This is a genomic window from Pseudomonas helvetica (assembly GCF_039908645.1).
Taxonomy (GTDB): Bacteria; Pseudomonadota; Gammaproteobacteria; order Pseudomonadales; family Pseudomonadaceae; genus Aquipseudomonas; species Aquipseudomonas helvetica.
Genome location: NZ_CP150917.1, coordinates 1014680 through 1037471, shown reverse-complemented (window position 1 = coordinate 1037471; position 22792 = coordinate 1014680). Strand labels below are relative to the sequence as shown.

Genomic DNA, 22792 nt, shown 5'->3' with positions numbered 1-22792 from the left:
TTACCATGTATCCACGTCTTTTGCTGGCCGTCACTTTGGCATCCGGCACCCAGGCTTTCGCTCAGCCATTCCCCCAAGAGCAGGCCCAGGTTAACGCGCCAGGCTTTCTGGAAGGCAGTACCCTGGACCTGAACCTGCGTCACTACTATTCCAACCAGCACACCAAACGCACCACTCACCTGAGCATCAAGAAACCCGGCGGCATCGAGCCCACCCGTATTCGCGAAACCTGGGTGCAGGCGAGCATGCTCAAGTACAGCTCCGGCTATACCCAGGGCCTGATCGGCGTCGGCATGGATGCAGGGATCTTCAGTGCCGTAAACCTGGAGCGCGGCCACGGAAAGGTGGCCAACGGCGGCGACCGGGTGCTGGTAGACGGCGATGGCGATGCGATTCCCACCTGGAGTCGCCTAGGTATAGGTGATGTGCGTGTTCGCCTGTCCAACACCGAGCTCAAGGCCGGCCGGCTAATGACCGACAATCCGATCCTGCGCTACAAGGACAACCGCGCCCTGCCCTCCAGCTTCCAGGGCGTGGGCCTGCTCAGCAACGAACTCGACTGGCTGTCGATACAGGGCGGCAGCTTCGAACGGGCGATTCCGCGCACCGGCACCGGCGCCGAAAAGCTGACCACCACCTTCGGCAACCGCGCCTACAGTGGCGCGCGCATCAGCTACCTGGGGGCCACGGTCAAACCGGGTTATGGGCTGGAAGCCAGCGTCTACGCCTCGCGTTTCGAAGACATGTGGGACCAGACCTACGTCGGCGTTACGCACCGCATGGGCGACCAGGATAATCTGGCCCTCAAGACTGCCTTCAACTACTACCACACCAGTGATTCAGGCAAGAAGAACCTCGGCTACATCGACAACAACGCCGCCAGCCTGGCCTTCACCACCACTCACCAGGCCCATAGCCTGACGCTTGCCTGGCAGCAAATATTCGGCAACGAGTACTTTGACTATGTGTGGGAATCCACTGGCAACTACATGGCCAACTCGTTATACGCGGACTACAACGGCCCCAACGAAAAGTCCTGGCAACTGCGCTACGACCTGGACTTCACGACCTACGGAGTCCCTGGTCTCACCGCCAGCCTGTGGCACGCCAAAGGCTGGGACATCGACGGCACCCACTACGACGGCGACCGCTACGGCCGCAATACCGGCTACAACGTACGCGGCCTGGACGACGCCAAACACAGCGAAAACGGTTTGATGCTGGGCTATATCATCCAGTCCGGAAAACTCAAAAACTCGGTGCTGCGCACCATCGTCTACAACCACCTCGCCAGCGGCGGGCAGATTGACGGCAGTTACGACGAGTTCCGCATCGTCGCCAACGTGCCGATCAACCTATTCTGAGGCGCAGTTCAGCGATATGTTCTGACCACCGACTGCGGCCCCCACAACAACATCTCGCCCATCAAAATGCCAACTGCAAGGTCTCCTTCCCCTCCAGACTCAACAAAAACTGCTTCGCCCCCAACCCACCCGCAAACCCGGTCAAACTCCCTGAAGCCCCAATCACCCGATGGCACGGCGCAACAATCGAAATCGGATTTTTCCCATTCTTTGTGTTTCCCCCGGCCATAAGAAAAGTGATCTACACAACGAACGCCATCGAGAGTATCAACGCTCAGTTGCGCAAGATCATCAAGACCCGAGGTCACTTCCCAACTGACGATGCTGCGACGAAGTTGATCTGGCTGGGCTTACGCAACATCACCGCGAACTGGGGCAAGCCGGCCCATGACTGGAAGAGTGCGATGAATCAATTTGCGATCCTGTACGGAGATCGATTTATCAGGCCGACCTGGTAAAACTAAGGCCTGCCTGACGGCAGGCCGCTACCAGCCCGCACACAAAAAATCTGACACTCTCCCCACCAATGGCCAATAAATCGTCCCCTTTTTCCACCTTTTTCCATAAAAGCGATTTCAGGCTCGGCACACTCCCCCGCAGCTGCCGAGCCTGCGAGGCTGCGTTCGGCCGCGCAGCGGTCGTAAAATCAAACACCCGTTTTTTCAGGTCAACCGTGGAGGCAGAACTCACGACCGCTTCGCAGCCGAACGCAGGCTTCGCCAGCTGCTACAAATCGTGTAACGGCTTAACTAACCGGTATCCGGACAACGCGCTGCTACGGCGCCTCCGGCTGATCAAAATTATCCAACGCCCGATTCACCAACAACTCCCCCAACGAAATCATCTGCTGAATCGCCAACGCCACATGCCGACGTGTGCCCTCCAGCTCAAACGCCAAATCACTGGCCATCACATTCAGCGACGCCAACGTTTCCGAGGCATGCGCCAACAGCGTCTCGTTATCCAGATCAGGAATCACCGTAAAAATATTGGAAGGACGCTTATCGGACAGCGGCGCCTCAACAAACGGCGGCTTGAGGTAATGATCCAGCGCCCGCGCGGCGGCGGCGTGGAGTTTTTTGGAATCGGTGGAGGCGTAAGGGGAAGTGCCTGGGGTTTCTACGGAATCGGGAGTGACCTTGTGCATGGTGAAGCTCCTAAACAAAGTTTTTGGGGGCTGTATCACCTATACCTGTTCAGGTCGCTAAACCCGGCCGCTGAATTGGCAGCGACACCTGGAGGTTATCCACATGCCTTCCCACCTGGCAACCTTGAAAAACTGTCGGAAGATTCTCCCAAAGTAGAATTTTTGTAGCCGCCTCCTAGGACTGAATCGGGTGTATTGGGGAACAGCAGAAAATAGTTCTGCTCCCAATAGCTTTGAGCGATGGCAATTGGCCTCGACAAAAAGTACGATTACAAACGACCAAATAACCTTGAGCAGCATTACCGCAGGCTCAGAGAGCTAAAGAGTTGCAACCGCAATTTTTCCGCGTTCGACCGATCCGTCAGAGGGAAATGCTGCAGAATGCTCATGATTCGATATGCGCTTTTGGCAACCATGATCTTAGTTGCTGGCTGCACTACAAATAGACTTCATTTTGCTTCGTACAGCACAGAGCAAGGATTATCCGAAATCCGGAACGCCACCACAGATGTTGAAGTTACTGGCGTATCGGGGATAGAACGCTGTAGCGACTGTACTGAACAGAGCAAAATCGTTTGGCACGCCGCTAATTACAATGGCTCGCTGTATGAAGGCTACGCCATGGTCCCAGTGAGGGACTTGGAAAATTTCATCATGTCTGCGCTTGAGTCGCGTCCCGATGGCAAAACCAAGGCAAAAATCGGAATCAAACAAATCTTCCTAAAAACCTGGAACAAGCCCGAGTACTCGGCATGTCAGGTTGAAATGTCGGTTGATATCAACGGTGCGATATATATCGGAACAGGCGTCGTCAAGATTGACAGGCCAGGGCAATCATTATTGGGGCGGAATCTCGCTCAGCTTGACCCTGATGCGCTGGACACCCTGCGTCTCGCGCTGAAGTCGGCCTATCTGAATGCGTTAAATCAGAAGAGCTAGTCGCTAGCGGAAATGTGAAAAGACAGAGAGGGATAGATTTATTAAGCGGCCAGATCACCTTAGCAATAAATAAATTCGTCCGCCTTTTTTAAATATCATCTGATTAGAGTTGGGTCATGGTTTCTATCGCTGTTCAGGAAGAAGTTCGAGACCGCCTTCGCCGTGCCGAGAACGAGCACGACGTGAAGGTGCTTTTAGCCGTTGAATCAGGCAGTCGCGCCTGGGGATTTGCCTCTCCGAATAGCGACTACGACGCACGCTTCATCTACGTCAATAAACCTGAGTGGTATTTGTCTGTCGGCCTTGAGGAACAACGCGACGTCATCGAGTATCCGATCGTTGACGACATGGACATCAATGGCTGGGATCTGCGCAAGGCGTTGAGGCTATTCTGGAAGTCCAATCCAGGTTTTGTGGAGTGGCTGCAGTCCACCATCGTTTACGAACACTCAGGATCCTTTCACGAGCGGGCCAAGGAGTTGCTGCCGCTGGTGTACTCGGTCGAAAGTGGCATCTACCATTATCGCAGCATGGCCAAAACCAACTACAGGGGGTATTTGCAGACCCCTCAAGTACCGCTGAAAAAGTATTTTTACGTACTGCGCCCCTTGTTATCGGTGCGGTGGCTGGAACAGTTTCATAAGCCCGCCCCCATCGAGTTTGACAAGCTGCGCGGAGTCATCGAAGACGAGCCCGGACTCCAGCAGGCTATCGATGACTTGCTTGCAATAAAACGCACGTCTCCCGAGATGGGGCTATCGCCCCAGATCATGCCCATCCAGCAATTCATTGAGCGTGAACTGCATCGACTCGAGGCCATCAAGCCGAACCGTAGCGAACGCAAAGAGGTTGAGCCATTACTTTCCGAACTGTTTCGCTCTGTACTGAAAGAAACGTGGGGATGACGCAAAAATACAGGGACCGACCACGAACATGAGATTGAGTAAAATGTGGTCTGTCCCATTGATAGAACTGGCTATGCGACTTCTGCTCTCCATAATCACTCACTGGCCATATTTAGAGTGCCCGTTATGCCAGCTTCCTCTGATCAAAAAACCGCTGTCGTTTTATGCGCAGCTTCAAATAGTGACTTGGAGGATCTGGTAGCCATTCGGATTGAGGCTATGCGCGAAAGCCTTGAGCGGCTCGGGCGATTTGATCCTAATCGTGCGCGTGAACGATTTCTTAGTGGGTTCGACGTTAACAGCACACGCCGCATAGTGGTATCAGGTGATCTAGTCGGCTTTGTCGTCATAAAAAACCATCAGGGCGAGCTGCTACTTGACCACTTGTATGTCATACCCGGCGCTCAAGGATTAGGAATAGGCTCTGAAGTTCTCACTCGGATTTTCAGAGAGGCTGATGAAATCGGGCGTCCTATTAAGGTTGGCGCACTCAAGGAAAGCGCTTCAAATCGTTTCTACACTCGACATGGCTTCGTATTTGTCGAGAGCGGCGAGTTTGATAATTACTATGTCCGCGCCAACAGTAATGCCGTTAGCCCGTAATACGCAAAAAATAGGGGACAGGGGACAGGGGACAGATTTATTTTTTTGGCCAAAGGTTAGCCCAATGCCCCCCCACCAATGGCAAATAAATCCGTCCCCTTTTTCCAGTCCCCTTTTTCCATATTTCTCAGCTGCGCGGGCGCATCCCTTGAAACAACGTGTCTGCGACAAGCTGATTGGCTTATGCAACCCGGGGGGCATGCATTTTTTCGCGGGGGGCAGGTAACTGCCATTCCTGCCGCGAGCGAATGGGCGTCGGATACGTATAATTTTTGTTTACAGATTTGCAAGAAAAAATTACTAATTAATACAGTTCCTATTCCACCAAATCTTGATACTGCGCAGGCTTAAAGCCCTGGCAGATTATCCAAAAGGGCAATGTCATTTTGGTAAGAAAGGAGTCGTGTACATGCTTATCCCCCGTACCCTTATTCGCATCAGTTTGTCCACCGTATTGCTTGGACTGATAGGTTGCGCACCTACATCTACTGTGGGTCCCATCGCCAACACCGTACGCATAACTCATAACGAGCCTGGCTCCGAATGCCAGTTCCTGGGAGACGTTACAGGTAGTCAGGGCGACTTTCTGCTGGGCAGTATTACTGGGAACGCCAACCTGGAGACCGGAGCCCGTAATGACCTGAAAAACAAAGCAGCAGCAATGGGGGGCAATCGGGTTTATCTGCTAACTCAACGAGCGGGCCAAACCGGTTCGGACAACCGATTGGAGCAAACCAACGTTACCCTTTCAGGAAATGTTTATCGCTGTCCTTAACGGTGAACCTGATCGGTTGAAACCTGAGCTTTAAAGGACTTGGAATAGCTGCGACGCTCTTGTCGTATGGGTGTCCGCTTAAGAATGGCTAAAAATGGTGCGCACAATTTGAGTGCACACTGTAGTGGTCTAATGAAAACGGACACCCATTTAGGTGAGAATGCTCACCAGATCGAGGTGTCAGATGACCAAACAACGCCGTTCCTTTTCTGCTGAATTCAAACGCGAGGCTGCCGACCTCGTGCTCAAGCAAAACTACAGCTATATCGAAGCCAGCCGCTCACTTGGCATCGGCGAGTCGGCACTACGCCGCTGGGTCGACCAGGTTCAGCAGGAGCGCCAAGGCGTTACCCCGCAGAGTAAAGCGCTGACACCGGAACAGCAGAAAATCCAGGAGCTGGAAGCCCGGATCGCCCGCCTTGAGTGGGACAAATCGATATTAAAAAAGGCTACCGCGCTCTTGATGTCGGAGATCACGAGCGTACGCGCTGATCAATCAGCTGAGCGTCCATAAGCCTGTTGATTGGCTGTGCAAAGTGTTTGAAATCAACCGGTCAAGTTACTACACCCATCGCCTCAAGCGCCAAACGCCTGATGTCGAACGGCTTCGGTTGCGCAGCCGGGTGAGCGAGTTGTTTTCACAAAGTCGTAGTGCTGCCGGCAGCCATAGCCTTCTCTCGTTGATGCGTGACGATGGTGAGCAAATCGGTCGGTTCAAAGTGCGCAGCTTGATGCGTGAGCCCGACCTCGTCAGCAAATAGCCAGGTTCTCATGCCTATAAACGAGCGACGGTTGAACGGTTGGATATCCCGAACATCTTGAATCGAGAGTTCGATGTCCCTGCAGCGGCATGCCCGTGGCGATGTGATCGTTGTGCGTTACGCGGACGACAGTGTGGTGGGTTTATCGAGTTGCTGCCCCATACGTGGTCGCCCATTTAGTCACGCAAGGTGTGAGGGCGGACGATACGTTTTTTCGAAACGGTTTTACCAGATAACGTCAGTTTGCAGCCCGGAACATAGCAATAGGTGATCTGAGGACACTTACACTGGAAGTGACGACACCGATGCCTGACAGCAAAGGCATCGGTCTTTCTTGCCTGCTCTGGCAGTCCGTCGGGGTCAACTCATCTCTGGAACGAGGTGACTCATGAACGTCAGGTTTTCAATAGCGTACATATACTCAGAGAATCTCGGATCTCCATCATTGAACGCCTTTGCCACTTTTTGTGCGTTCTCAAGACTGTCCCACATTGCTAAGTCCGCGAAGATTCGGTCGTCGCTCATCGGGCAGTAGGCGCGGTACTCGATCAAACCAGGAAAGGTCTTTAACGTTTCACGAAGCCCTGCGCGGAGCCAATTCGCCTCGAGATTACCGGCCGTGGTGCCCACAACATCTCCCTACATCAAAAATCCAGTTGCAACGTCTCCTTCCCCTCCAACCCCAACAAAAACTGCTTCACCCCCAACCCTCCCGCAAACCCGGTCAAACTCCCCGAAGCCCCAATCACCCGATGGCAAGGCGCAACAATCGAAATCGGATTCTTCCCATTCGCCGCCCCCACTGCCCGAACCGCTTTCGGGTTACCAATCTGCACCGCAATCTGGCTATAACTGCGCGTCTCCCCAAACGGTATCGTCAGCAGCGCCTGCCAAACCTTCTGCTGAAAATCGGTGCCAGCAAAATCAAGCTCCAGCTCAAAGCAATCCCGCTCACCCGCAAAGTACTGATTGAGCTGGTGCTCAGCTTCCAGCAACACCGGGCTGTGGATATCTTCGTGCAACGGGCCAAGGCGAACGCGGTCGGGTTTGTCGTTCTCCCAGAGGATTGCGCAGAGCTTGCTGCCTTTGGCGACCAGGGTGAGGGTGCCGACGGGGGATTTCATCAGTTTGAATACGTACGACATGGTTGACTCCTTGATCCGACAGTAGCTTCAGACGTCGCCGGACGCTGAAGGCGATCGTTCATCTGTGTCAGAGGACGTATTCAGAGTAATTGTGGGTTCAAACGCAAGAACTACGTTTCTTGCGATTGAATTTCACGGGCTGATACCACCGGCATTTGGCGCTATTGATCTTCAGCGTCCTCAGTCTCTTCAACAAAGTAGCAATCACGGCGTTTGCCGTTGGGGTCGATGATGAAAACGCCCTGCCCTCTGCCGCACTCAAACGAGTGGGGGGTTGAATAGGCTCTTCTCTTATCGATCCAGGCATTCAGTTGGGAGATGTAGATGGCCATACCAATAGCGATGCTCAGCACCAGCAGCAAGCACAAAACAAACTGTGCGGTGTAGTGGTCGCTTTCCTTTTCCGAGCCTGCGGGTTGCATGTCGAGGTCCTGTTGTTGAAACACGCCGCCACAATAGGGACCAGCGGGTTAACGTCAGGTGAACATTGTCGCGAAGAATCGCAACTCCGCTATCCTCTGCCCCACCAGTAAAAAACCGTGGGTCTGTACGTGCATATTCATCTGTTGTTGGTCGAAGACAACATCGACCTGGCGAACACTGTCATCGAATACCTGGAAATCACCGGGATCGTCTGCGACCACGCCAGTGACGGGCAAATGGGTTTGAACCTGGCACTTGCTCAGCACTACGACGTGATCTTGCTCGACATCATGCTGCCGCGCCTGGACGGTCAGCAGCTGTGTAAAAAGCTGCGCGAACAGGGCAATCAGACGCCGATCCTGATGCTCACCTCGCTGGATGCCCTGGCCGACAAACTCGCCAGTTTCTCGGTCGGGGCCGACGACTATCTGGTCAAGCCGTTCGAACTGCCGGAACTGGTTGCGCGGATCCGCGCCCTGAGCCTGCGCCGCAGTGGCCAGGCCAGCCGGCTGCAAGTTGCGGACCTGATCATGGACCTTTCAACGCGCAAGGTCAGTCGCAACGGGCAGGAGCTGCACCTGTCACCGACCGGCTGGACGTTGCTCGAATGCCTGATGCGCGCCAGCCCCGTGCCGGTCAACCGCGAACGCCTGGAAGCAGCGATCTGGGGCGACGAACTGCCGGACAGCAACACGCTCAAGGTGCACATGCACCGTCTGCGCAAGGCGGTCGACAAAGACTTCGATGTGGCGTTGATCCAGACGTTGCCCGGTATCGGCGTTCAGTTGGGGGCGACATGCGCAAAGGCCTGAGCCTGAAGTGGGTGATCAGTGGCAGTCTGCTGTTGATTATTGCCGTGGTGCTGATCATCTATAACCAGCTGCTGCCGGTGTACACCATGCGTGGGTTCCTGTTTACCGCCAGCGCGATGATGGAAGAGGAAGCGCAATACTTCGCCCGGCATTACCAGCAGGACCCGACGACCCCGCCACCCGATAACTACTTCGTCAAGAGTGCTATCGGCAAGGAGGCCTTGCCGAAGAACATCCGCGACCTGCTCGACACCACGCCGACATTGGTCTTCGGCGCCGTGCAGTTCTTCAGTGACATGGAATCCGACGACGAGGATGACGGTACGGCCATCCTGATCCACCCGTTGTACGACGGTAAAACGCTGTATATGTACGGCACCGACCACGACCATGAAGCAGGTGGCGTGGTTGAGACGCCGTTGTCCGATGCCTACCTGGAACACGAGTTGGCGATGATCAGCATGATCGGTCTGGCAGTGTTTATTCCCGCGCTGATCATCATCGCCCTGCTGGTGTGGTGGGTGGTCCGGCCGCTCGGCCGGCTGACGCAGTGGTCGACCCGCCTGGAATGCGTCGGCGCGGCGCCGAATGGCCGGCCGCATTTCATCTTTCGCGAGTTCAATGTGCTGGCCGATTCGCTGGCCCACAGCGTGCAACAGGTTAAAGCCGCGAGCCTGCGTGAAGAGCGTCTGCTGCGCTACACCAGCCATGAACTGCGTACACCGCTGGCGGTGCTCAAGGCCAATGTCGAATTGCTCGCCGTGCAGTCCGGCGGCGAACTGCCGCCGCCCTTGCAACGGATCGAGCGCTCGGTGCTGAACATGCAGCGGATTGCCGAGACGTTGTTGTGGATGAGCCGCGAGAGCCCGGAAGCGCTGCGCGAAGAACCGCTCGACATGCGCCAGTTGCTCAATGAACTGATCAAGGAACATCGCTACCTGATCGGCAAACGCGATATCGAATTGATCCTGCGCATTAGCGACGAGCCTTGCCGGCTGCCCCTGACCGCGTGCCGCATCGTGGTGGGTAACTTCCTGCGCAACGCCTTGCAATATGCCGACGATGGCAGCGTCGAAATCACCTTCGAACAGCTGCAACTGCGCATCGTCAACCGGATACGCGACACCCAACAGCATCAGGAATCTACCGATTTCGGTTACGGCCTCGGGCTCGAACTGATGCACCAGCTCTGCGCAAAACTGGGCTGGCACATCGAGGTCGCGCCCGAAAAGAATCGCTTCACGGTTACCCTGAACTTTTCAGCTCAGGCACCGGAACCGCTCCCGGAGACAACGGACGCCTGAGTCCTCATCAGTGCGCCTCCTCCAACTCGTCATGCAGCAAGCCGAAGATTTCGCGCTTCATCTCGATGAATTTGATGGCGGAATGCGTGGCGATTTGTGGCGAGGGAGCTTGCTCCCGCTGGGGCGCAGAGCGCTCCCCAAAACGTGTTGCCAGGCAAACCCCGCCAGCAGGTTTTGCGCCTGCTTCGCAGGCGAGCGGGAGCAAGCTCCCTCGCCACGGGTTTTGTGTCTGACGCAGCACTGCGATTAATGCGCCTCCTCCAACTCGTCATGCAGCAACCCGAAGATTTCGCGCTTCATCTCGATGAATTTGATGGCGGAATGCGTGGCGATTTGTGGCGAGGGAGCTTGCTCCCGCTGGGGCGAAGAGCGCCCCCCAAAACGTGTTGCCAGGCAAACCCCGTCAGCAGGTTTTGCGCCTGCTTCGCAGGCGAGCGGGAGCAAGCTCCCTCGCCACGGGTTTTGTGTCTGACGCAGCACTGCGATTAATGCGCCTCCTCCAATTCGTCATGCAGCAACCCGAAGATTTCGCGCTTCATCTCGATGAGCTTGATGGCGGAATGCGTGGCGATTTGTGGCGAGGGAGCTTGCTCCCGCTGGGGCGAAGAGCGCCCCCCAAAACGTGTTGCCAGGCAAACCCCGTCAGCAGGTTTTGCGCCTGCTTCGCAGGCGAGCGGGAGCAAGCTCCCTCGCCACGGGTTTTGTGTCTGACGCGACACTGCGATTAATGCGCCTCCTCCAATTCGTCATGCAGCAACCCGAAGATCTCTCGCTTCATCTCGATGAATTTGATCGCGGAATGCGTGGCGATTTGTGGCGAGGGAGCTTGCTCCCGCTGGGGCGCAGAGCGCCCCCCAAAACGTGTTGCCAGGCAAACCCCGTCAGCAGGTTTTGCGCCTGCTTCGCAGGCGAGCGGGAGCAAGCTCCCTCGCCACGGGTTTTGTGTCTGATGCAGCACTGCGATTAATGCGCCTCCTCCAACTCGTCATGCAGCAACCCGAAGATCTCTCGCTTCATCTCGATGAGCTTGATGGCGGAATGCGTGGCGATTTGTGGCGAGGGAGCTTGTTCCCGCTGGGGCGCAGAGCGCCCCCCAAAACGTGTTGCCAGGCAAACCCCGTCAGCAGGTTTTACGCCTGCTTCGCTGGCGAGCGGGAGCAAGCTCCCTCGCCACGGGTTTTGTGTCTGACGCGACACTGCGATTAATGCGCCTCCTCCAACTCGTCATGCAGCAACCCGAAGATCTCTCGCTTCATCTCGATGAACGAGCGCTTCATGACCATGTCCAGCGTGCGTGGACGCTCGATCGGCACGTCGAGAATCTGTTTGATCCGCCCAGGTCTCGCGCCCATCACATAGACCCGGTCGCCGAGCAGAATCGCTTCGTCGATGTCGTGGGTGACGAACAGCACGGTCTTCTTGCTGTTGCCCCAGACCCGTAGCAGCAGTTGCTGCATTTGCAGACGGGTCTGGCTGTCGAGGGCGCCGAAGGGTTCGTCCATCAGCAGGATTTGCGGGTCGTTGGCCAAAGCCCGGGCGATGGCCACACGCTGCATCATGCCGCCGGAGAGTTGCTTGGCGTAGTTGTCGGCGAAGCCGGTCAGGCCGACTTCGTTGACGTAGTAGTCGACAATTTCCTTGCGCTGGGCCGCCGGCATGCCGCGACGCTTGAGGCCGAACTCGACGTTTTGCCGCACGGTCAGCCAGGGGAACAGCGTGTAGCTCTGGAAGACCATGCCGCGATCCGCGCCGGGGCCTTCGACGTGCTGGCCACCGACGTAGATCTCGCCTTCGGTGGGTTCGGCCAGGCCTGCCGTCAGGTACAGCAGGCTGGATTTGCCGCAGCCCGAGGGCCCGACCAGCACCGCGAATTGCTGGTCCGGCACTTCGAACGAAACCTTTTCCAGCGCCGTAAAAATCCCGCCATCAGGCTTCTGGTAACGCAGGCTGACCTTGTCCACTTGCAGCCGTGGCGCGGCGTGCACCGGCGCTGCAGTGGGTGTGGTGAAACGATGATTGGCGGCGGTTACTGAGCCCATGCGGCGATCCTCAGTCGAAGAAAACGGAACAGTTGATCGGTGATCAGGCCCAACAGGCCGATGATCGCGATCGCCAGAAAGATCACATCCACCTGAAAGCCGCGCATGGCTTTGAGGCTCAGGTAGCCGAGACCACTGGAAGCGGCCACCAGTTCGGCGACCACCAGGTACGTCCAGGCCCAGCCCATGGTGACGCGCAAGGTGTCGAGCACACCCGGCAACGAGGCCGGAGCGATCACATGCAGCACCGCATCGCGGCGATTGGAACCGAGGGTGTACGAGGCGTTGATCAGGTCCTTGGAGATGCCTTTGGAGACATCGGCGATCATCACCAGTTGCTGGAAGAACACGCCGAAAATGATCACCGAGACCCGCTGCTCCAGACCGATACCGATCCACAGGATGAACAGCGGCACAAACGAGGTCACCGGCAGGTAGCGGATGAAGTTGACCATCGGTTCGAGGAACGCCTGGACGATGCGGAAACTGCCCATCAGCAACCCCAACGGCACCGCCACCAGCGACGAGACGATGAAGCCGACCATCACCACTTCCAGGCTTGCCCAAACGTGGACCCCAAGTGTGCCGTCGCGCGCCAGGCGCACGGCGGCATCGAGTACCGCGCCGGGTGTCGGCAGGAACATGCCCGGCACCACGCCGCCGTACGACAACCCGGCCCAGAGGCCGACCAGCAGCACCCAGGCCAGGCCGCTGGCGCTCCAGATCACCTTGACCGGCAAGCCGGTCTTGGGCGTGATGCAGCGGCTCAACCATGAATTTCGCTTGAACATGGTCACCTCCTACAGCGGGCTGACGAAACGGTTGTCGACCAGTTCATCGTGGCTGACGTTGTAGGGTTTGCCTTGCAGTTCGCTGGCGGTTTCATTGGCGATTTTGATCAGCGCTGCGCTGTCACCCGGTTTGCCCGGCGAGCCAAGGAGTTTTTCGCTCATGGCCTGATCGTAGAAGCGCACGCCTTTGGCGGCAGCGGCCAGTTCCTTCGGATCAGCGAGGTAACCGCCGACGCCTTTGGCCATGATCGCGTAAGCCTCGTCCGGATGGTCCTGGGTGTACTTCACCGCTTTGTACAAACCGGCGACCAGGGCTTTGACGTCTTCCGGCTGTTTCTCGATGACGTTGCAGTTGAGCGCAACCACGTCGACGATCACGCCGGGAGTAGTGCTGCTGTCGATCAGCACTTTACCTTGCTTCTTGTCACGGACCATCGACAGATGGGGTTCCCAGGTCACGGCGGCCGGTACGCGACCGGCGATGAAGGCGGTGGCGGCATCGTCGGCAGTCATGTTCTGCACGGTGATGTCGCTCATTTTCATGCCGTTCTTTTTCAGCAGGTAGGAGAGCCAGAACTGCGAGGTCGAGCCCTCGTTCACCGCCACGGCTTTGCCTTTGAGCTCTTGCAGGCTCATGACGTCCTTGCCCACCAACACACCGTCGCCACCATGGCTGTCATCCAGAGCCGCTACCGCTTTGAAGCAGAACTGCGGGCGATACTTGAGCACTTCATCGATGGTCGAGGCCGAACCGGACAACTGGCCCGAAGCCTGGGCGGCCATGTACATCGAGGCTTCTTCTACCACCGGCAGTTCGACGCTCAGGCCGTTCTCCTTGAAGTAGCCCAGGTCCTGGGCGAGGTAGAGGGTGCCGTAACCGACCCACGTGGTGTGGCCGATGGACAGGGTGCCGGCCTGGGCGCTGGTGGCGACCCCGGCAGCGATGGCGGTGATCGCGAGTGGTTGAGCGAAACGGGTTAGCAAGGACTTGATCATGGAGCACTCCCACAGCTGTTGATTTAGTTTTGTCCTGGGCAGTACGGCCAGCGGCCTTGGAACAGGTGCTACCTGCGGTCTCTGAATGGACCTTGAGGTGGTCAGCGTTCGGCTGACTGGCGAGGTTGATGTTGGCCCAAGGAAGACCATAGGAAAACGAGGAAATATGTCGCTGCGAATGAAGAAAAACCTCGGTAGCGCGCACTGCAAATGGGCGCCATGCGCGGAGGTGCCCGGGGTGGGTGCAAGAGGTGAGAAGTGTACTGAACGGGCAATAGCTATCGCGGGCAAGCCTTGCTTCTACAGGTTGTGTGTCGAACCACGCAGGTGTGATCGACTACAAATCTGTAGGAGCAAGGCTTGCCCGCGATAAGGTCCGCAGGACCTTCCAGCAATCTCAGAGCCGGCCGTATTCCTGCGCCGTACGATTCACCGCGCGCAAGGTTTTGCCGACCAGTTCATCCACTTCTTCACGCGTGGCAATCAGCGCCGGAGCCATGATCATCCGGCCGAGTGTGGAGCGAATGATCACCCCTTCTTCGAAGCCAATCGTACGGCAGCGCCAGGCGATGTCGTTCTCGTTGGCGAAGCGTTTGCGGCTGGTTTTGTCCTCGGCCAATTGCAAGGCCGCGACCATGCCCACGCCCTGGATATCACCGACCAACGGGTGATTGCCGAACACTTCGCGCAAGCATTTCTGCAGGTACGGGCCGATGTCGTCCTTGACCCGTGTGACCACGCCTTCATCGCGCAAGGCCTTGAGGTTGGCGATGGCCACCGCCGCCGCGACCGGGTGCCCGGAATAGGTCAGGCCATGGGCGAATACCCCGCCCTGCTCCACCAACACCTGGGCCATTTTTTTCGACAGAACCAACCCGCCCATGGGGATATAACCCGAGGTCAGGCCCTTGGCGATGGACAAGGTGTCAGGCTCGAAACCGAAGTGCTCGTGGGCGAACCATTCACCGGTGCGCCCGAAGCCGCCGATCACTTCATCGGCGCACAGCAGCACGTCGTATTTGCGGCAGATCCGCTGAATTTCCGGCCAGTAGCTCTCTGGCGGAAAGATCATCCCGCCAGCGCCCTGGAACGGCTCGGCGATGAACCCGGCGACCTTGTCGGCGCCCAATTCAAGAATCTTCTCTTCGAGTTGCTGCGCCGCCCGCAGACCAAATTCGGCGGGCGTGAGGTTGCCTTCGTGGGCGAAAAAATACGGTTCGTCGATGTGCGCGATGTCCGGAATCATCCCGCCCATTTCGTGCATGAACTTCATCCCGCCCAGCGCCGTCGCGGCCAGGGTCGAGCCGTGGTAACCGTTCCAGCGGCCGATCATGACTTTCTTCTCGGGCTTGCCGAGGATCGTCCAGTAGCGCCGTACCGTGCGGATCAGCACCTCGTTGGCCTCAGAGCCGGAGTTGGTGTAGATCGCGTGGCTGTAGTGCCCCGGCAGCAGGCTGAACAACAGCTCGGAGAGCTCAATCACCTGCGGGTGGGTGGTGTGGAAAAACATGTTGTAGTACGGCAACTGCTCCAGTTGCCGGCTCGCTGCGGCGGCCAGATCCTTGCGCCCGTAACCGAGGTTGGTGCACCACAGCCCGGACATGCCATCCAGATAACGCCGACCGTCGTTGTCCCACAGGTGCAGGCGGTCGCCACGGACCATCACCCGTGGCCCTTCGTCGTTGAGGGCTTTCTGATCGACGAACGCGTGGATGTGATGCGCAGCATCGGCGGCCTGATAGTCGCGGGTTTCACGTGGGGTGGTCATCGCCAGTTCTCCTTTTTATTGTCAGCGCAGTTGAAACCAGGTGGTCTTCAACTGGGTGTATTTATCGAATGAGTGCAGCGACAGGTCACGGCCAAAACCGGACTGCTTGCCGCCGCCAAAAGGCACCGTTACGTCGAGCGCATCGACGCTGTTGACCGACACCGTCCCGGCGCGCAATTGCCGCGCCACGCGGTGGGCGCGGTTGAGGTCATCGGTCCACAACGATGCAGCCAAACCATAGACGCTGTCGTTGGCCAGTTGCAGTGCGCTGGCTTCGTCATCGAACGCCGTGACGGCCAAGACCGGGCCGAACACTTCATCGTGAAACAGCGGCATGTCCGCCGTCACGCCGGTAAAAATCGTCGGCTGAATGAAGTTGTCCGAGCCGTTGATAATCGACTGCTGGCCACCGCACACACGCTTCGCACCCTGGCGTTCAGCCTGCTGGATGAACTTCATGATTCGCGCCGTTTGCCGGCTATCGACAATCGCCCCGGCAGTGCTCGACGAGTCCAGCGGATCACCCGGCTGCCAGCGTTCGACCTGGACCATGAGGCGCTCGACAAACTCGTCATGGATCGAGCGCTCCACCAGCAGCCGCGAGTTGGCCGAGCAGACTTCGCCCTGATTGAAGAAGATCCCGAACGCAGCTTTCTGCGCCGCCAGATCGAGGTCCTGACAGTCGGCGAACACCAGATTGGCGCTCTTGCCGCCGCACTCCAGCCATACCTGTTTGAGGTTCGACTGCGCCGAGTACTGCATGAAATATTTGCCGACTTCGGTGGATCCGGTAAACACCAGGCAATCGATGTCCGGGTGCAACCCCAAGGCCTTGCCGGCCTGTTCGCCGAGGCCCGGCAGCACGTTCAGCACGCCTGGCGGCACACCCGCTTCCAGCGCCAGCTCGCCCAGACGCAAGGCGGAGAACGGTGATTGCTCGGCCGGTTTGAGGATCACCGAATTGCCGGCGGCCAGCGCCGGCGCAAGTTTCCACGCGGCCATGTCCAGCGGAAAATTCCACGGCACCACGGCGGCCACCACGCCAAGGGCTTCGCGGGTGATGGTCGCCAGCACGTTCTGCGCACTCGGGGCGATCTGGTCGTAGAGTTTGTCGAGGCTTTCGGCGTACCAGCGAAACACCCCGGCGGCGCCTGGCACATCGATGGTGTAGGCGTCCATCACCGGTTTGCCCATGTTCAGCGAATCGAGCAGCGCCAGTTCTTCGCGGTTGGCCATGATCAGCTCGGCCAACCGTAGCAACACCTGTTTACGCTCGCCGGGCGAACGCGCCGACCAGACGCCCGACTCAAACGCCTGTCGTGCGCTGATCACCGCCGCATCGACGTCTGCATTACCGCACGCCGCCACCTCGGCCAGCACTGCGCCGGTGGCCGGGTTGATCGCGGCGAAGGTTTGCCCGGACTGTGCCGGCCGTTGTTTGCCCTCAATCAACGCCTGCGTAGGAAACTGCAGCGCGGCGGCCTGGCCTTGCCAATATTCACGCTCGAACACGTTCGGATGCTCCTTGGACTTTTTAGTGTGCGATCGATGGTGGCTCAGGCGGCGGCAGGGGAAAAATAGTAAATATGTGGTCGCAGGCCATGAAAAAACTGGGCAGCCAAACTCCCCGCGTGCGCGCCATGTGGTTATTGTTCAAGCACAACAAAACCGTCGCCCCAGTGGATAAGGGCGGTGCGCAAATTGCTTGGGTTCAACGGTCAAGACTGGCGTCGAATCCATCCACCCCGAGGTTTGCTGTGGCTGCCTACAATCTGCGTCAATTGAAGTACTTCATTACCACCGTCGAGTGCGGCAGCGTCGCCGAGGCTTCGCGGAAGCTGTACATCGCCCAGCCGTCGATTTCCACGGCGATCAAGGGTCTGGAAAACAGCTTTGGCGTGCAGTTGCTGATTCGTCACCACGCCCAGGGCGTTTCCCTGACACCCAGTGGCGCACGCTTCTACCGCAAGGCTCAGGAACTGCTGCGCATGGCCAAGGAGTTCGAACAGAACGCCCTGGCCGACAACGACGTGGTGTCCGGGCAGATCGATATCGGCTGCTTCGAAACCGTCGCGCCGTTGTACCTGCCGCAATTGATTGCCGGGTTCTCGGCGCTGTATCCGGGGGTGGAAATCCGCATCCGTGACGGCGAGCAGCAAGAGCTGGTACAGAACCTGACCTCGGGCGCTTTCGATCTGGCGATCCTTTACGAGCACGACCTGGACGCCACCATCGAAACCGAACCCCTGATGCCGGCGCAACGGCCTTACGCGCTGCTGCCGGCCGATCATCGGTTTGCCCAGCAAGCACAAGTGTCCCTGCGTGACTTGTGCCTGGAGCCGATGATTCTGCTCGACGTGCAGCCGAGCCGGACCTACTTCGTCAGTTTGTTTGAAGAGCTCGGACTGACGCCCAGAATTGCTTTCAGCTCGCCGTCGATCGAGATGGTGCGCGGGATGGTTGGCCAGGGTTTCGGCTTTTCAATTCTGGTCACCCGACCGCATTCGGAATGCACCTATGACGGGCAGAAAGTGGTCTGCGTCGACATTGTCGAAGACGTCACCGGTTCGGGGTTGGTGGCGGCCTGGCTCAAACGCGGGCAACTGACCAAACCGGCGCAGTTGTTTGCCGATTATTGCCGCGAGCAGCTGACCGCCAAGGCCCGCCCCTGATCGCTGGACGTTACGCCAACAAGCCCAGTTCCTTGGCCCGAGCCACGGCCTGGGTACGGCGTTCGACACCGAGTTTGCCGTTGATGTGGCTGGCGTGGGTTTTGACGGTGTGCAGCGAGATGAACAGCTGATCGCTGATTTCCTGGTTCGAGCAGCCTTGGGCGATCAATTGCAGGACTGCCTGTTCGCGGGCGCTGAGTGCTTCACCGGGGTGCTGCAACTCAACCGTCTCGCGGGCAGTGGCTTGGGGTAAGCGCTCGATCAGGCTCTCACGCAGTGCACCGGTCGGACACTGCGCCAGTTGCTCACGCAACCAGTCCGGGTGATCGCGCAATAACTCACCAAAAGGTTGCAGGACACCACCGGCCGCCGCCTCGAAGGCCAGCCCCAACGCCTGACGCGCTTCAGGTTCACGGCCATTGTTCAGCAACAGCGCGACCTTCTGATTCAACGCCATCACGCTGAGCATCTGCCTTCCGGTCTTCTGCCCATGTTCCAGCAATGCGTTCAAACGCCCTTCCGCCAGCATCGGCTGCCCTTGGATGGACTCCAGCAGCGCCTGTTGCAGTTCGATGTGCAGCGGCATTTGTGGATGAAACTCTGGCGGTGCCGCAGCTTGCTCGCCATTGTAGGTTTGACCCAATCGCGCCAACCAGGCTTCGGCCAGATCGGTGCGGCCCTGAGCCAGCCACAGCTCGCATTTCACCAGCGTGATCATCGCCAGGTAGTAAATCGGCGGCACGTCCCAGATGTGCATCAGCCGTTCAGCCTCGGCCAGTTCGGCAAACGCCCGGGCGAACTCGCCATTGCAGCCTTCCAGCTTGGCGATCACGCAATGACCGATCAGCACGCTGATATCGCGACAGGCCCGCGCTTCGTTCAGCCCTGTCCGCAAACGCGCCAGCCCGGCTTCGGGCTGCAGGCGCAGGGTCAGCAGAAAACCTTCGTACAAGGTCAGACGTGCGCGAATCGCATACAGCCGCTGCGGCGATAAACCCTGCAAACGTTGCTGGCCCTGATGCACTTCATCCAGCGAACGGAGAATTTCCCCGCGCGCTTGCAGCACCCGTGCGCGGTCGTAATGGGCCAGCGCTTCGAACAGCGGATTGCCGACCCGTTGCGCCAGCTCCAGCGACTCGCGGTTCAAGCCCCGGGCGCGCCACAGGTCCGCGTCGGCGATCGCCAGGTTGGACAAGGTCGACAGGCACATCAAGCGCTGCCCGTAGCGTTTATGCGGCAGGCTCTCCAGCGCTTCGGTGCAATACAGCAGCGTCAGTTCACGCTGGCCGCGGCCACGCGCGATGATCCCGCTGAGCGCGAGCCACTGCGCCAGCATGGACTTCTGCGCGGTGGCCGACGGTGCCGGCAGGAAGCGACTCAAGTGGCTGGCCAATTCTTCAGCCGCATCGAGCTGGCAGGCCAGCCCCAGCGCCCAGCTGTACAGCACGATCAGTCGCGGGGTGCTGATCAGCAGGCTGTCGGGCAAGTCCATTTTCCAGCGCAGCAGCATGCCGACGTTCTGTTCGGCCAGCAGCTGTTCTTCGGAAAGGTTCTGCACCAGGTTCGCCGCTACATCCAGGTGCCCGGCGCGCAATGCCTGCTCCACCGCTTCATCGAGCAGACCCTGGGCGTTGAACCAGCGGCAGGCGCGCAAGTGCAGGCTAGCGGTGGGCACCATCGCATTGGCGGTCGGCCGACTGCGCAACAGGTCGGAAAACAGATGGTGATAACGGTACCAATGGCCGTGTTCGTCGAGCGGCACCAGGAACACTTGATGGGACAGCAGAAAGCGCAGGATCTCGGCGCTGTCATGGGCTTCGCGCACGGCGTCGCAGAGTTCGCTGCAGAAGCGCTCTTGCGGTGCGGTGTCGTATAGAAATGCCTGCACTTCGGCGGGCAGGCAGTCGATGACTTCTTCAAGCAGGTAGTCGCGTATCAAGCCTTCGCCACCGTGCAGCGGCTGCGGCAACGCGCCGCCATTGCGCGCTTCAGAGGCAGCCAGCAACCAGAAACGCAGCCCTGCGACCCAGCCTTCGCTGCGCTGGATCAGATTCTCCAACGCCTCGCCGCGCAATGAGCTGCTGTGTCGATCCAGCAGGGTCAGGGATTCGTCGTGGGTCAGGCGCAGGTCCTGTTCGCTCAGTTCAAGCAACTGCCGCGACAGGCGCAAACGCGCCAGGTGCCAGTCGGGACGCTGGCGACTGGTCACCAGCACCAGCAGGCCATCGGGTAAGTGATTGAGGAAAAATTGCAGGCAGCGATCGAGCACCGGGCCCTGGGCCAGATGGTAGTCATCCAGAACCAGCAGCAGCGGCGCGCTCGGTGACAGGTGAATGGCCAGTTCATCGAGCAGCCCGTCCAGCCATTCTTCGAAGGCGAACGGTTGATGGCGTTGACGCATTTTCAGCAGGCCAAGGGCCTGGCTGCCCAGCTGTGGAAAATAGTTTTGCAGGCCTTCAAGCAGCCGTTCGAGGAAGCGCCCGGGATCATTGTCGCGCGGGCTCAACCCCAGCCAGAGACTTTGCCAATGCGCCGGCAGGCTCTGACAGAACTCCACCGCCAATGAGCTTTTACCGAACCCCGCCGGCGCGCTGACCAGCAGCAATCGCCCTTGCAACCCGGCACTCAGCCGCTCGCACAGACGAGGCCGCAGCACATAGCTGTCGGGCAAGGGGGGCCGGTAAAAACGCCCTTCCAGCACAGGCATTGCCGCACCGGATGGCCTTTGGATTCGGAACAGGTCAGTCATAGCCAACTCTTGTTTAAGTGCTGTTGTCGGCATTGCAGATGTCCGCAGACTAGCGGTAAACCGGAGCGGATTGAAGGTTCCTGCTACAAATGGCTACAAAAAGACTACGAACAAAAGTTACCGGGCTGGTTATGCAGCGATCTTTTTTCGAGACAAAAAAACGCCCCGAACCAGTCGGGGCGTTTTTCGAGGATGCGGCCTCGGTGTTACGACACGTTAGCGAACACCGTCCTGAGCCAGTGCAGCCGGGGTGAAATCACTGGTGCTCGCGGTAAAACCGAAGTCATACGCACGTTTCTCTTCGTTCTTCATGCCCAGCGCCAGATAGCGCCCGGACTGCAGGTCATAGAGGGTTTCCAGGGCATACCACGGCACTTGCTGGTCGTAGTAGTTCTCGGCATGCGCCTCAGCCACGCGCCAGAGTTGACCACGACCGTCGTAGTGATCGATGACCGCGGCTTGCCAGGTGTCTTCGTCAATGTAGAAGTCACGCTTGGCATAAATGTGGCGCTGACCTTCCTTCAGGGTCGCAACCACATGCCAGACGCGACGCAGTTCGTAACGCGCCAGGTCCTGGTTGATATGACCGGCCTTGATGATTTCGTCGTACTTGAGCGCAGGCGAGTCTAGCTTGTAGCTGTCGGAGGCGATGTACATCTCTTTCTTGCCTTCGAGCTTCCAGTCGTAACGATCCGGGGCACCGTTGTACATGTCCAGGTTATCGGAAGTACGCAGGCCATCGGCAGCCGTACCCGGCCCGTCATAAGACACTTGCGGGGCACGCCGCACACGACGCTGACCGGCGTTGTAGACCCACGCCGAACGCGGTTCCTTCACCTGGTCGAGGGTTTCGTGAACCAGCAGCACGCCACCGGCCAGACGCGCCGGTGCAGTCACTTTCTGCTTGAAGTAGAACAGGATGTTGCCCGGGTTTTTCGGGTCGTAATCCTTCATCTTGTCGCGGAACACGAACTGGTCCTGGAAGTACACCAGGCTGTAGGAACCGTTCGGTTGCGGCGTGGCCTGGGTCACCAGACGGGTCACGCTGCCACCGCGATAGCGGGTGATGTGGTTCCAGATGACTTCGACGCCGCTTTTCGGAATCGGGAACGGCACGGCAGTTTCGAAGTTTTCCAGACCGTTGCCGCCGGACACCAGGTTGGTGTTGGTGGCGTTCTTCTTGATGGCGACAAACACCTGATCCGGCACGGTCGCGCCACGATGCGACGGGTAAACCGGCATTTTGAAGGTGTCCGGGTAACGCTTGAACATTGCGTATTGGCCCGGCGCCAGTTTGTCTTTGTACTTGTCGACGTTTTGCGCGGTGATGGTGAACAGCGGTTGCTCACTGGCATACGGGTTGGACAGGAAGCCTTTGCTGTCGACGCTGCCGGCGTTTTTCTCCATGGGTTTCCAGGCCGGGATCGAGCCATCGGCATTGCCTGCCATTTCCGCGCCCATTGGCGTCAGGCTCTTGCCCAACTTGTCCGCTTCAGCGGCCGGAACTGCTGCCATGACCGCGGTTGCCAACAGCGAAAGCCCGAGGACACCCGCTTGCAACAGACTTTTGGTTACTTTCATATTCTTGTTCGTCCTGAA

Annotated in this window: 19 protein-coding genes and 3 pseudogenes; 10 read left to right on the top strand and 12 right to left on the bottom strand. The window is 58.2% G+C overall.

What is annotated here, in order from left to right; genetic code table 11:
- Positions 1-5 precede the first annotated feature (5 nt).
- On the top strand, positions 6-1364 hold the full coding sequence (locus AABM55_RS04645; RefSeq protein ID WP_347928939.1) for an OprD family outer membrane porin: 1359 nt from the start codon (positions 6-8) through the stop codon (positions 1362-1364).
- A gap of 61 nt (positions 1365-1425) precedes the next feature.
- Here AABM55_RS04645 and AABM55_RS04640 read toward each other — a convergent pair.
- Positions 1426-1572, bottom strand: a pseudogene (locus AABM55_RS04640) (methylated-DNA--[protein]-cysteine S-methyltransferase); the annotation flags it as partial.
- Here AABM55_RS04640 and AABM55_RS04635 point away from each other — a divergent pair.
- Positions 1568-1822: pseudogene (locus AABM55_RS04635) on the top strand (transposase); the annotation flags it as partial. The pseudogenes AABM55_RS04640 and AABM55_RS04635 sit on opposite strands and share 5 nt — an antisense overlap.
- Before the next feature lie 317 nt (positions 1823-2139).
- Here AABM55_RS04635 and AABM55_RS04630 read toward each other — a convergent pair.
- Positions 2140-2511, bottom strand: a complete 372-nt coding sequence (locus AABM55_RS04630; protein WP_347928938.1) for a DUF6124 family protein — start codon at positions 2509-2511, stop codon at positions 2140-2142.
- Positions 2512-2892: 381 nt separating this feature from the next.
- Between AABM55_RS04630 and AABM55_RS04625 the strand changes: the two genes are divergently transcribed.
- The 5 genes and pseudogenes from AABM55_RS04625 to AABM55_RS04605 form a co-directional block, all read left to right on the top strand.
- On the top strand, positions 2893-3450 hold the full coding sequence (locus AABM55_RS04625) for a hypothetical protein (RefSeq protein WP_347928937.1): 558 nt from the start codon (positions 2893-2895) through the stop codon (positions 3448-3450).
- A gap of 116 nt (positions 3451-3566) precedes the next feature.
- Positions 3567-4355 (top strand): nucleotidyltransferase domain-containing protein, encoded by a 789-nt coding sequence (locus AABM55_RS04620; protein ID WP_347928936.1) that lies wholly within the window; start codon positions 3567-3569, stop codon positions 4353-4355.
- Positions 4356-4481: 126 nt separating this feature from the next.
- Positions 4482-4958: a GNAT family N-acetyltransferase gene (locus AABM55_RS04615; protein ID WP_347928935.1), complete on the top strand. Its 477-nt coding sequence runs from the start codon at positions 4482-4484 to the stop codon at positions 4956-4958.
- A gap of 409 nt (positions 4959-5367) precedes the next feature.
- A complete protein-coding gene (locus AABM55_RS04610) occupies positions 5368-5733 on the top strand; it encodes a DUF4156 domain-containing protein (RefSeq protein WP_081013735.1) in 366 nt (121 codons plus the stop codon).
- 184 nt (positions 5734-5917) lie between these two features.
- A pseudogene (locus AABM55_RS04605) lies at positions 5918-6578 on the top strand (transposase); the annotation flags it as partial.
- Positions 6579-6854: 276 nt separating this feature from the next.
- On the opposite strand, the gene AABM55_RS04600 reads toward AABM55_RS04605, so the two are convergent.
- The 3 genes from AABM55_RS04600 to AABM55_RS04590 all read right to left on the bottom strand — a co-directional run bounded on the left by AABM55_RS04600 (position 6855) and on the right by AABM55_RS04590 (position 8061).
- Positions 6855-7124 (bottom strand): hypothetical protein, encoded by a 270-nt coding sequence (locus AABM55_RS04600; RefSeq protein WP_347928934.1) that lies wholly within the window; start codon positions 7122-7124, stop codon positions 6855-6857.
- A gap of 14 nt (positions 7125-7138) precedes the next feature.
- Positions 7139-7639, bottom strand: a complete 501-nt coding sequence (locus AABM55_RS04595; protein WP_347928933.1) for a methylated-DNA--[protein]-cysteine S-methyltransferase — start codon at positions 7637-7639, stop codon at positions 7139-7141.
- Between the two features lie 161 nt (positions 7640-7800).
- Positions 7801-8061, bottom strand: a complete 261-nt coding sequence (locus tag AABM55_RS04590) for a hypothetical protein (RefSeq protein WP_054595675.1) — start codon at positions 8059-8061, stop codon at positions 7801-7803.
- Positions 8062-8190: 129 nt separating this feature from the next.
- Between AABM55_RS04590 and AABM55_RS04585 the strand changes: the two genes are divergently transcribed.
- Positions 8191-8874 (top strand): response regulator transcription factor, encoded by a 684-nt coding sequence (locus tag AABM55_RS04585; RefSeq protein ID WP_347928932.1) that lies wholly within the window; start codon positions 8191-8193, stop codon positions 8872-8874.
- Entirely contained in the window at positions 8859-10178 is a 1320-nt protein-coding gene (locus tag AABM55_RS04580; RefSeq protein WP_347928931.1) for a HAMP domain-containing sensor histidine kinase, read from the top strand. The genes AABM55_RS04585 and AABM55_RS04580 overlap by 16 nt, the downstream gene beginning before the upstream one ends.
- 1202 nt (positions 10179-11380) lie before the next feature.
- On the opposite strand, the gene AABM55_RS04575 is transcribed toward AABM55_RS04580, so the two are convergent.
- The 5 genes from AABM55_RS04575 to AABM55_RS04555 form a co-directional block, all read right to left on the bottom strand.
- Positions 11381-12217 (bottom strand): ABC transporter ATP-binding protein, encoded by an 837-nt coding sequence (locus AABM55_RS04575; RefSeq protein WP_347928930.1) that lies wholly within the window; start codon positions 12215-12217, stop codon positions 11381-11383.
- Positions 12205-13008 carry an ABC transporter permease gene (locus AABM55_RS04570; protein WP_054595672.1) on the bottom strand — a complete coding sequence of 268 codons (804 nt, stop codon included), beginning with the start codon at positions 13006-13008 and terminating at the stop codon, positions 12205-12207. The genes AABM55_RS04575 and AABM55_RS04570 overlap by 13 nt, the downstream gene beginning before the upstream one ends.
- A gap of 9 nt (positions 13009-13017) precedes the next feature.
- Positions 13018-14004, bottom strand: coding sequence for an ABC transporter substrate-binding protein (locus tag AABM55_RS04565; protein ID WP_347928929.1), 987 nt, complete (start codon positions 14002-14004; stop codon positions 13018-13020).
- A 397-nt stretch (positions 14005-14401) separates the two neighbouring features.
- Positions 14402-15772 carry an aspartate aminotransferase family protein gene (locus AABM55_RS04560; RefSeq protein ID WP_347928928.1) on the bottom strand — a complete coding sequence of 457 codons (1371 nt, stop codon included), beginning with the start codon at positions 15770-15772 and terminating at the stop codon, positions 14402-14404.
- Between the two features lie 21 nt (positions 15773-15793).
- Entirely contained in the window at positions 15794-17284 is a 1491-nt protein-coding gene (locus AABM55_RS04555; protein ID WP_347928927.1) for an aldehyde dehydrogenase, read from the bottom strand.
- Positions 17285-17529: 245 nt separating this feature from the next.
- On the opposite strand from AABM55_RS04555, the gene AABM55_RS04550 reads away from it, so the two are divergent.
- The gene (locus AABM55_RS04550; RefSeq protein WP_054598237.1) at positions 17530-18444 is read left to right on the top strand and encodes a LysR family transcriptional regulator; all 915 of its coding nucleotides are present in this window, start codon (positions 17530-17532) and stop codon (positions 18442-18444) included.
- Positions 18445-18454: 10 nt separating this feature from the next.
- On the opposite strand, the gene AABM55_RS04545 is transcribed toward AABM55_RS04550, so the two are convergent.
- Together AABM55_RS04545 and AABM55_RS04540 are read right to left on the bottom strand one after the other, a co-directional pair.
- Entirely contained in the window at positions 18455-21193 is a 2739-nt protein-coding gene (locus tag AABM55_RS04545) for a LuxR C-terminal-related transcriptional regulator (protein WP_347928926.1), read from the bottom strand.
- A gap of 216 nt (positions 21194-21409) precedes the next feature.
- Positions 21410-22774: a DUF1329 domain-containing protein gene (locus AABM55_RS04540; protein WP_054595667.1), complete on the bottom strand. Its 1365-nt coding sequence runs from the start codon at positions 22772-22774 to the stop codon at positions 21410-21412.
- Positions 22775-22792 lie beyond the last annotated feature (18 nt).

What these genes read in the sequence shown, in the direction of transcription:
- AABM55_RS04645 (WP_347928939.1), top strand. Translation starts at nt 6, where the DNA reads ATGTATCCACGTCTTTTGCTGGCCGTCACTTTGGCATCCGGCACCCAG.
- AABM55_RS04630 (WP_347928938.1), bottom strand. Translation starts at nt 2,511, where the DNA reads ATGCACAAGGTCACTCCCGATTCCGTAGAAACCCCAGGCACTTCCCCT.
- AABM55_RS04625 (WP_347928937.1), top strand. Translation starts at nt 2,893, where the DNA reads ATGCTCATGATTCGATATGCGCTTTTGGCAACCATGATCTTAGTTGCT.
- AABM55_RS04620 (WP_347928936.1), top strand. Translation starts at nt 3,567, where the DNA reads ATGGTTTCTATCGCTGTTCAGGAAGAAGTTCGAGACCGCCTTCGCCGT.
- AABM55_RS04615 (WP_347928935.1), top strand. Translation starts at nt 4,482, where the DNA reads ATGCCAGCTTCCTCTGATCAAAAAACCGCTGTCGTTTTATGCGCAGCT.
- AABM55_RS04610 (WP_081013735.1), top strand. Translation starts at nt 5,368, where the DNA reads ATGCTTATCCCCCGTACCCTTATTCGCATCAGTTTGTCCACCGTATTG.
- AABM55_RS04595 (WP_347928933.1), bottom strand. Translation starts at nt 7,639, where the DNA reads ATGTCGTACGTATTCAAACTGATGAAATCCCCCGTCGGCACCCTCACC.
- AABM55_RS04590 (WP_054595675.1), bottom strand. Translation starts at nt 8,061, where the DNA reads ATGCAACCCGCAGGCTCGGAAAAGGAAAGCGACCACTACACCGCACAG.
- AABM55_RS04580 (WP_347928931.1), top strand. Translation starts at nt 8,859, where the DNA reads ATGCGCAAAGGCCTGAGCCTGAAGTGGGTGATCAGTGGCAGTCTGCTG.
- AABM55_RS04575 (WP_347928930.1), bottom strand. Translation starts at nt 12,217, where the DNA reads ATGGGCTCAGTAACCGCCGCCAATCATCGTTTCACCACACCCACTGCA.
- AABM55_RS04570 (WP_054595672.1), bottom strand. Translation starts at nt 13,008, where the DNA reads ATGTTCAAGCGAAATTCATGGTTGAGCCGCTGCATCACGCCCAAGACC.
- AABM55_RS04565 (WP_347928929.1), bottom strand. Translation starts at nt 14,004, where the DNA reads ATGATCAAGTCCTTGCTAACCCGTTTCGCTCAACCACTCGCGATCACC.
- AABM55_RS04560 (WP_347928928.1), bottom strand. Translation starts at nt 15,772, where the DNA reads ATGACCACCCCACGTGAAACCCGCGACTATCAGGCCGCCGATGCTGCG.
- AABM55_RS04545 (WP_347928926.1), bottom strand. Translation starts at nt 21,193, where the DNA reads ATGACTGACCTGTTCCGAATCCAAAGGCCATCCGGTGCGGCAATGCCT.
- AABM55_RS04540 (WP_054595667.1), bottom strand. Translation starts at nt 22,774, where the DNA reads ATGAAAGTAACCAAAAGTCTGTTGCAAGCGGGTGTCCTCGGGCTTTCG.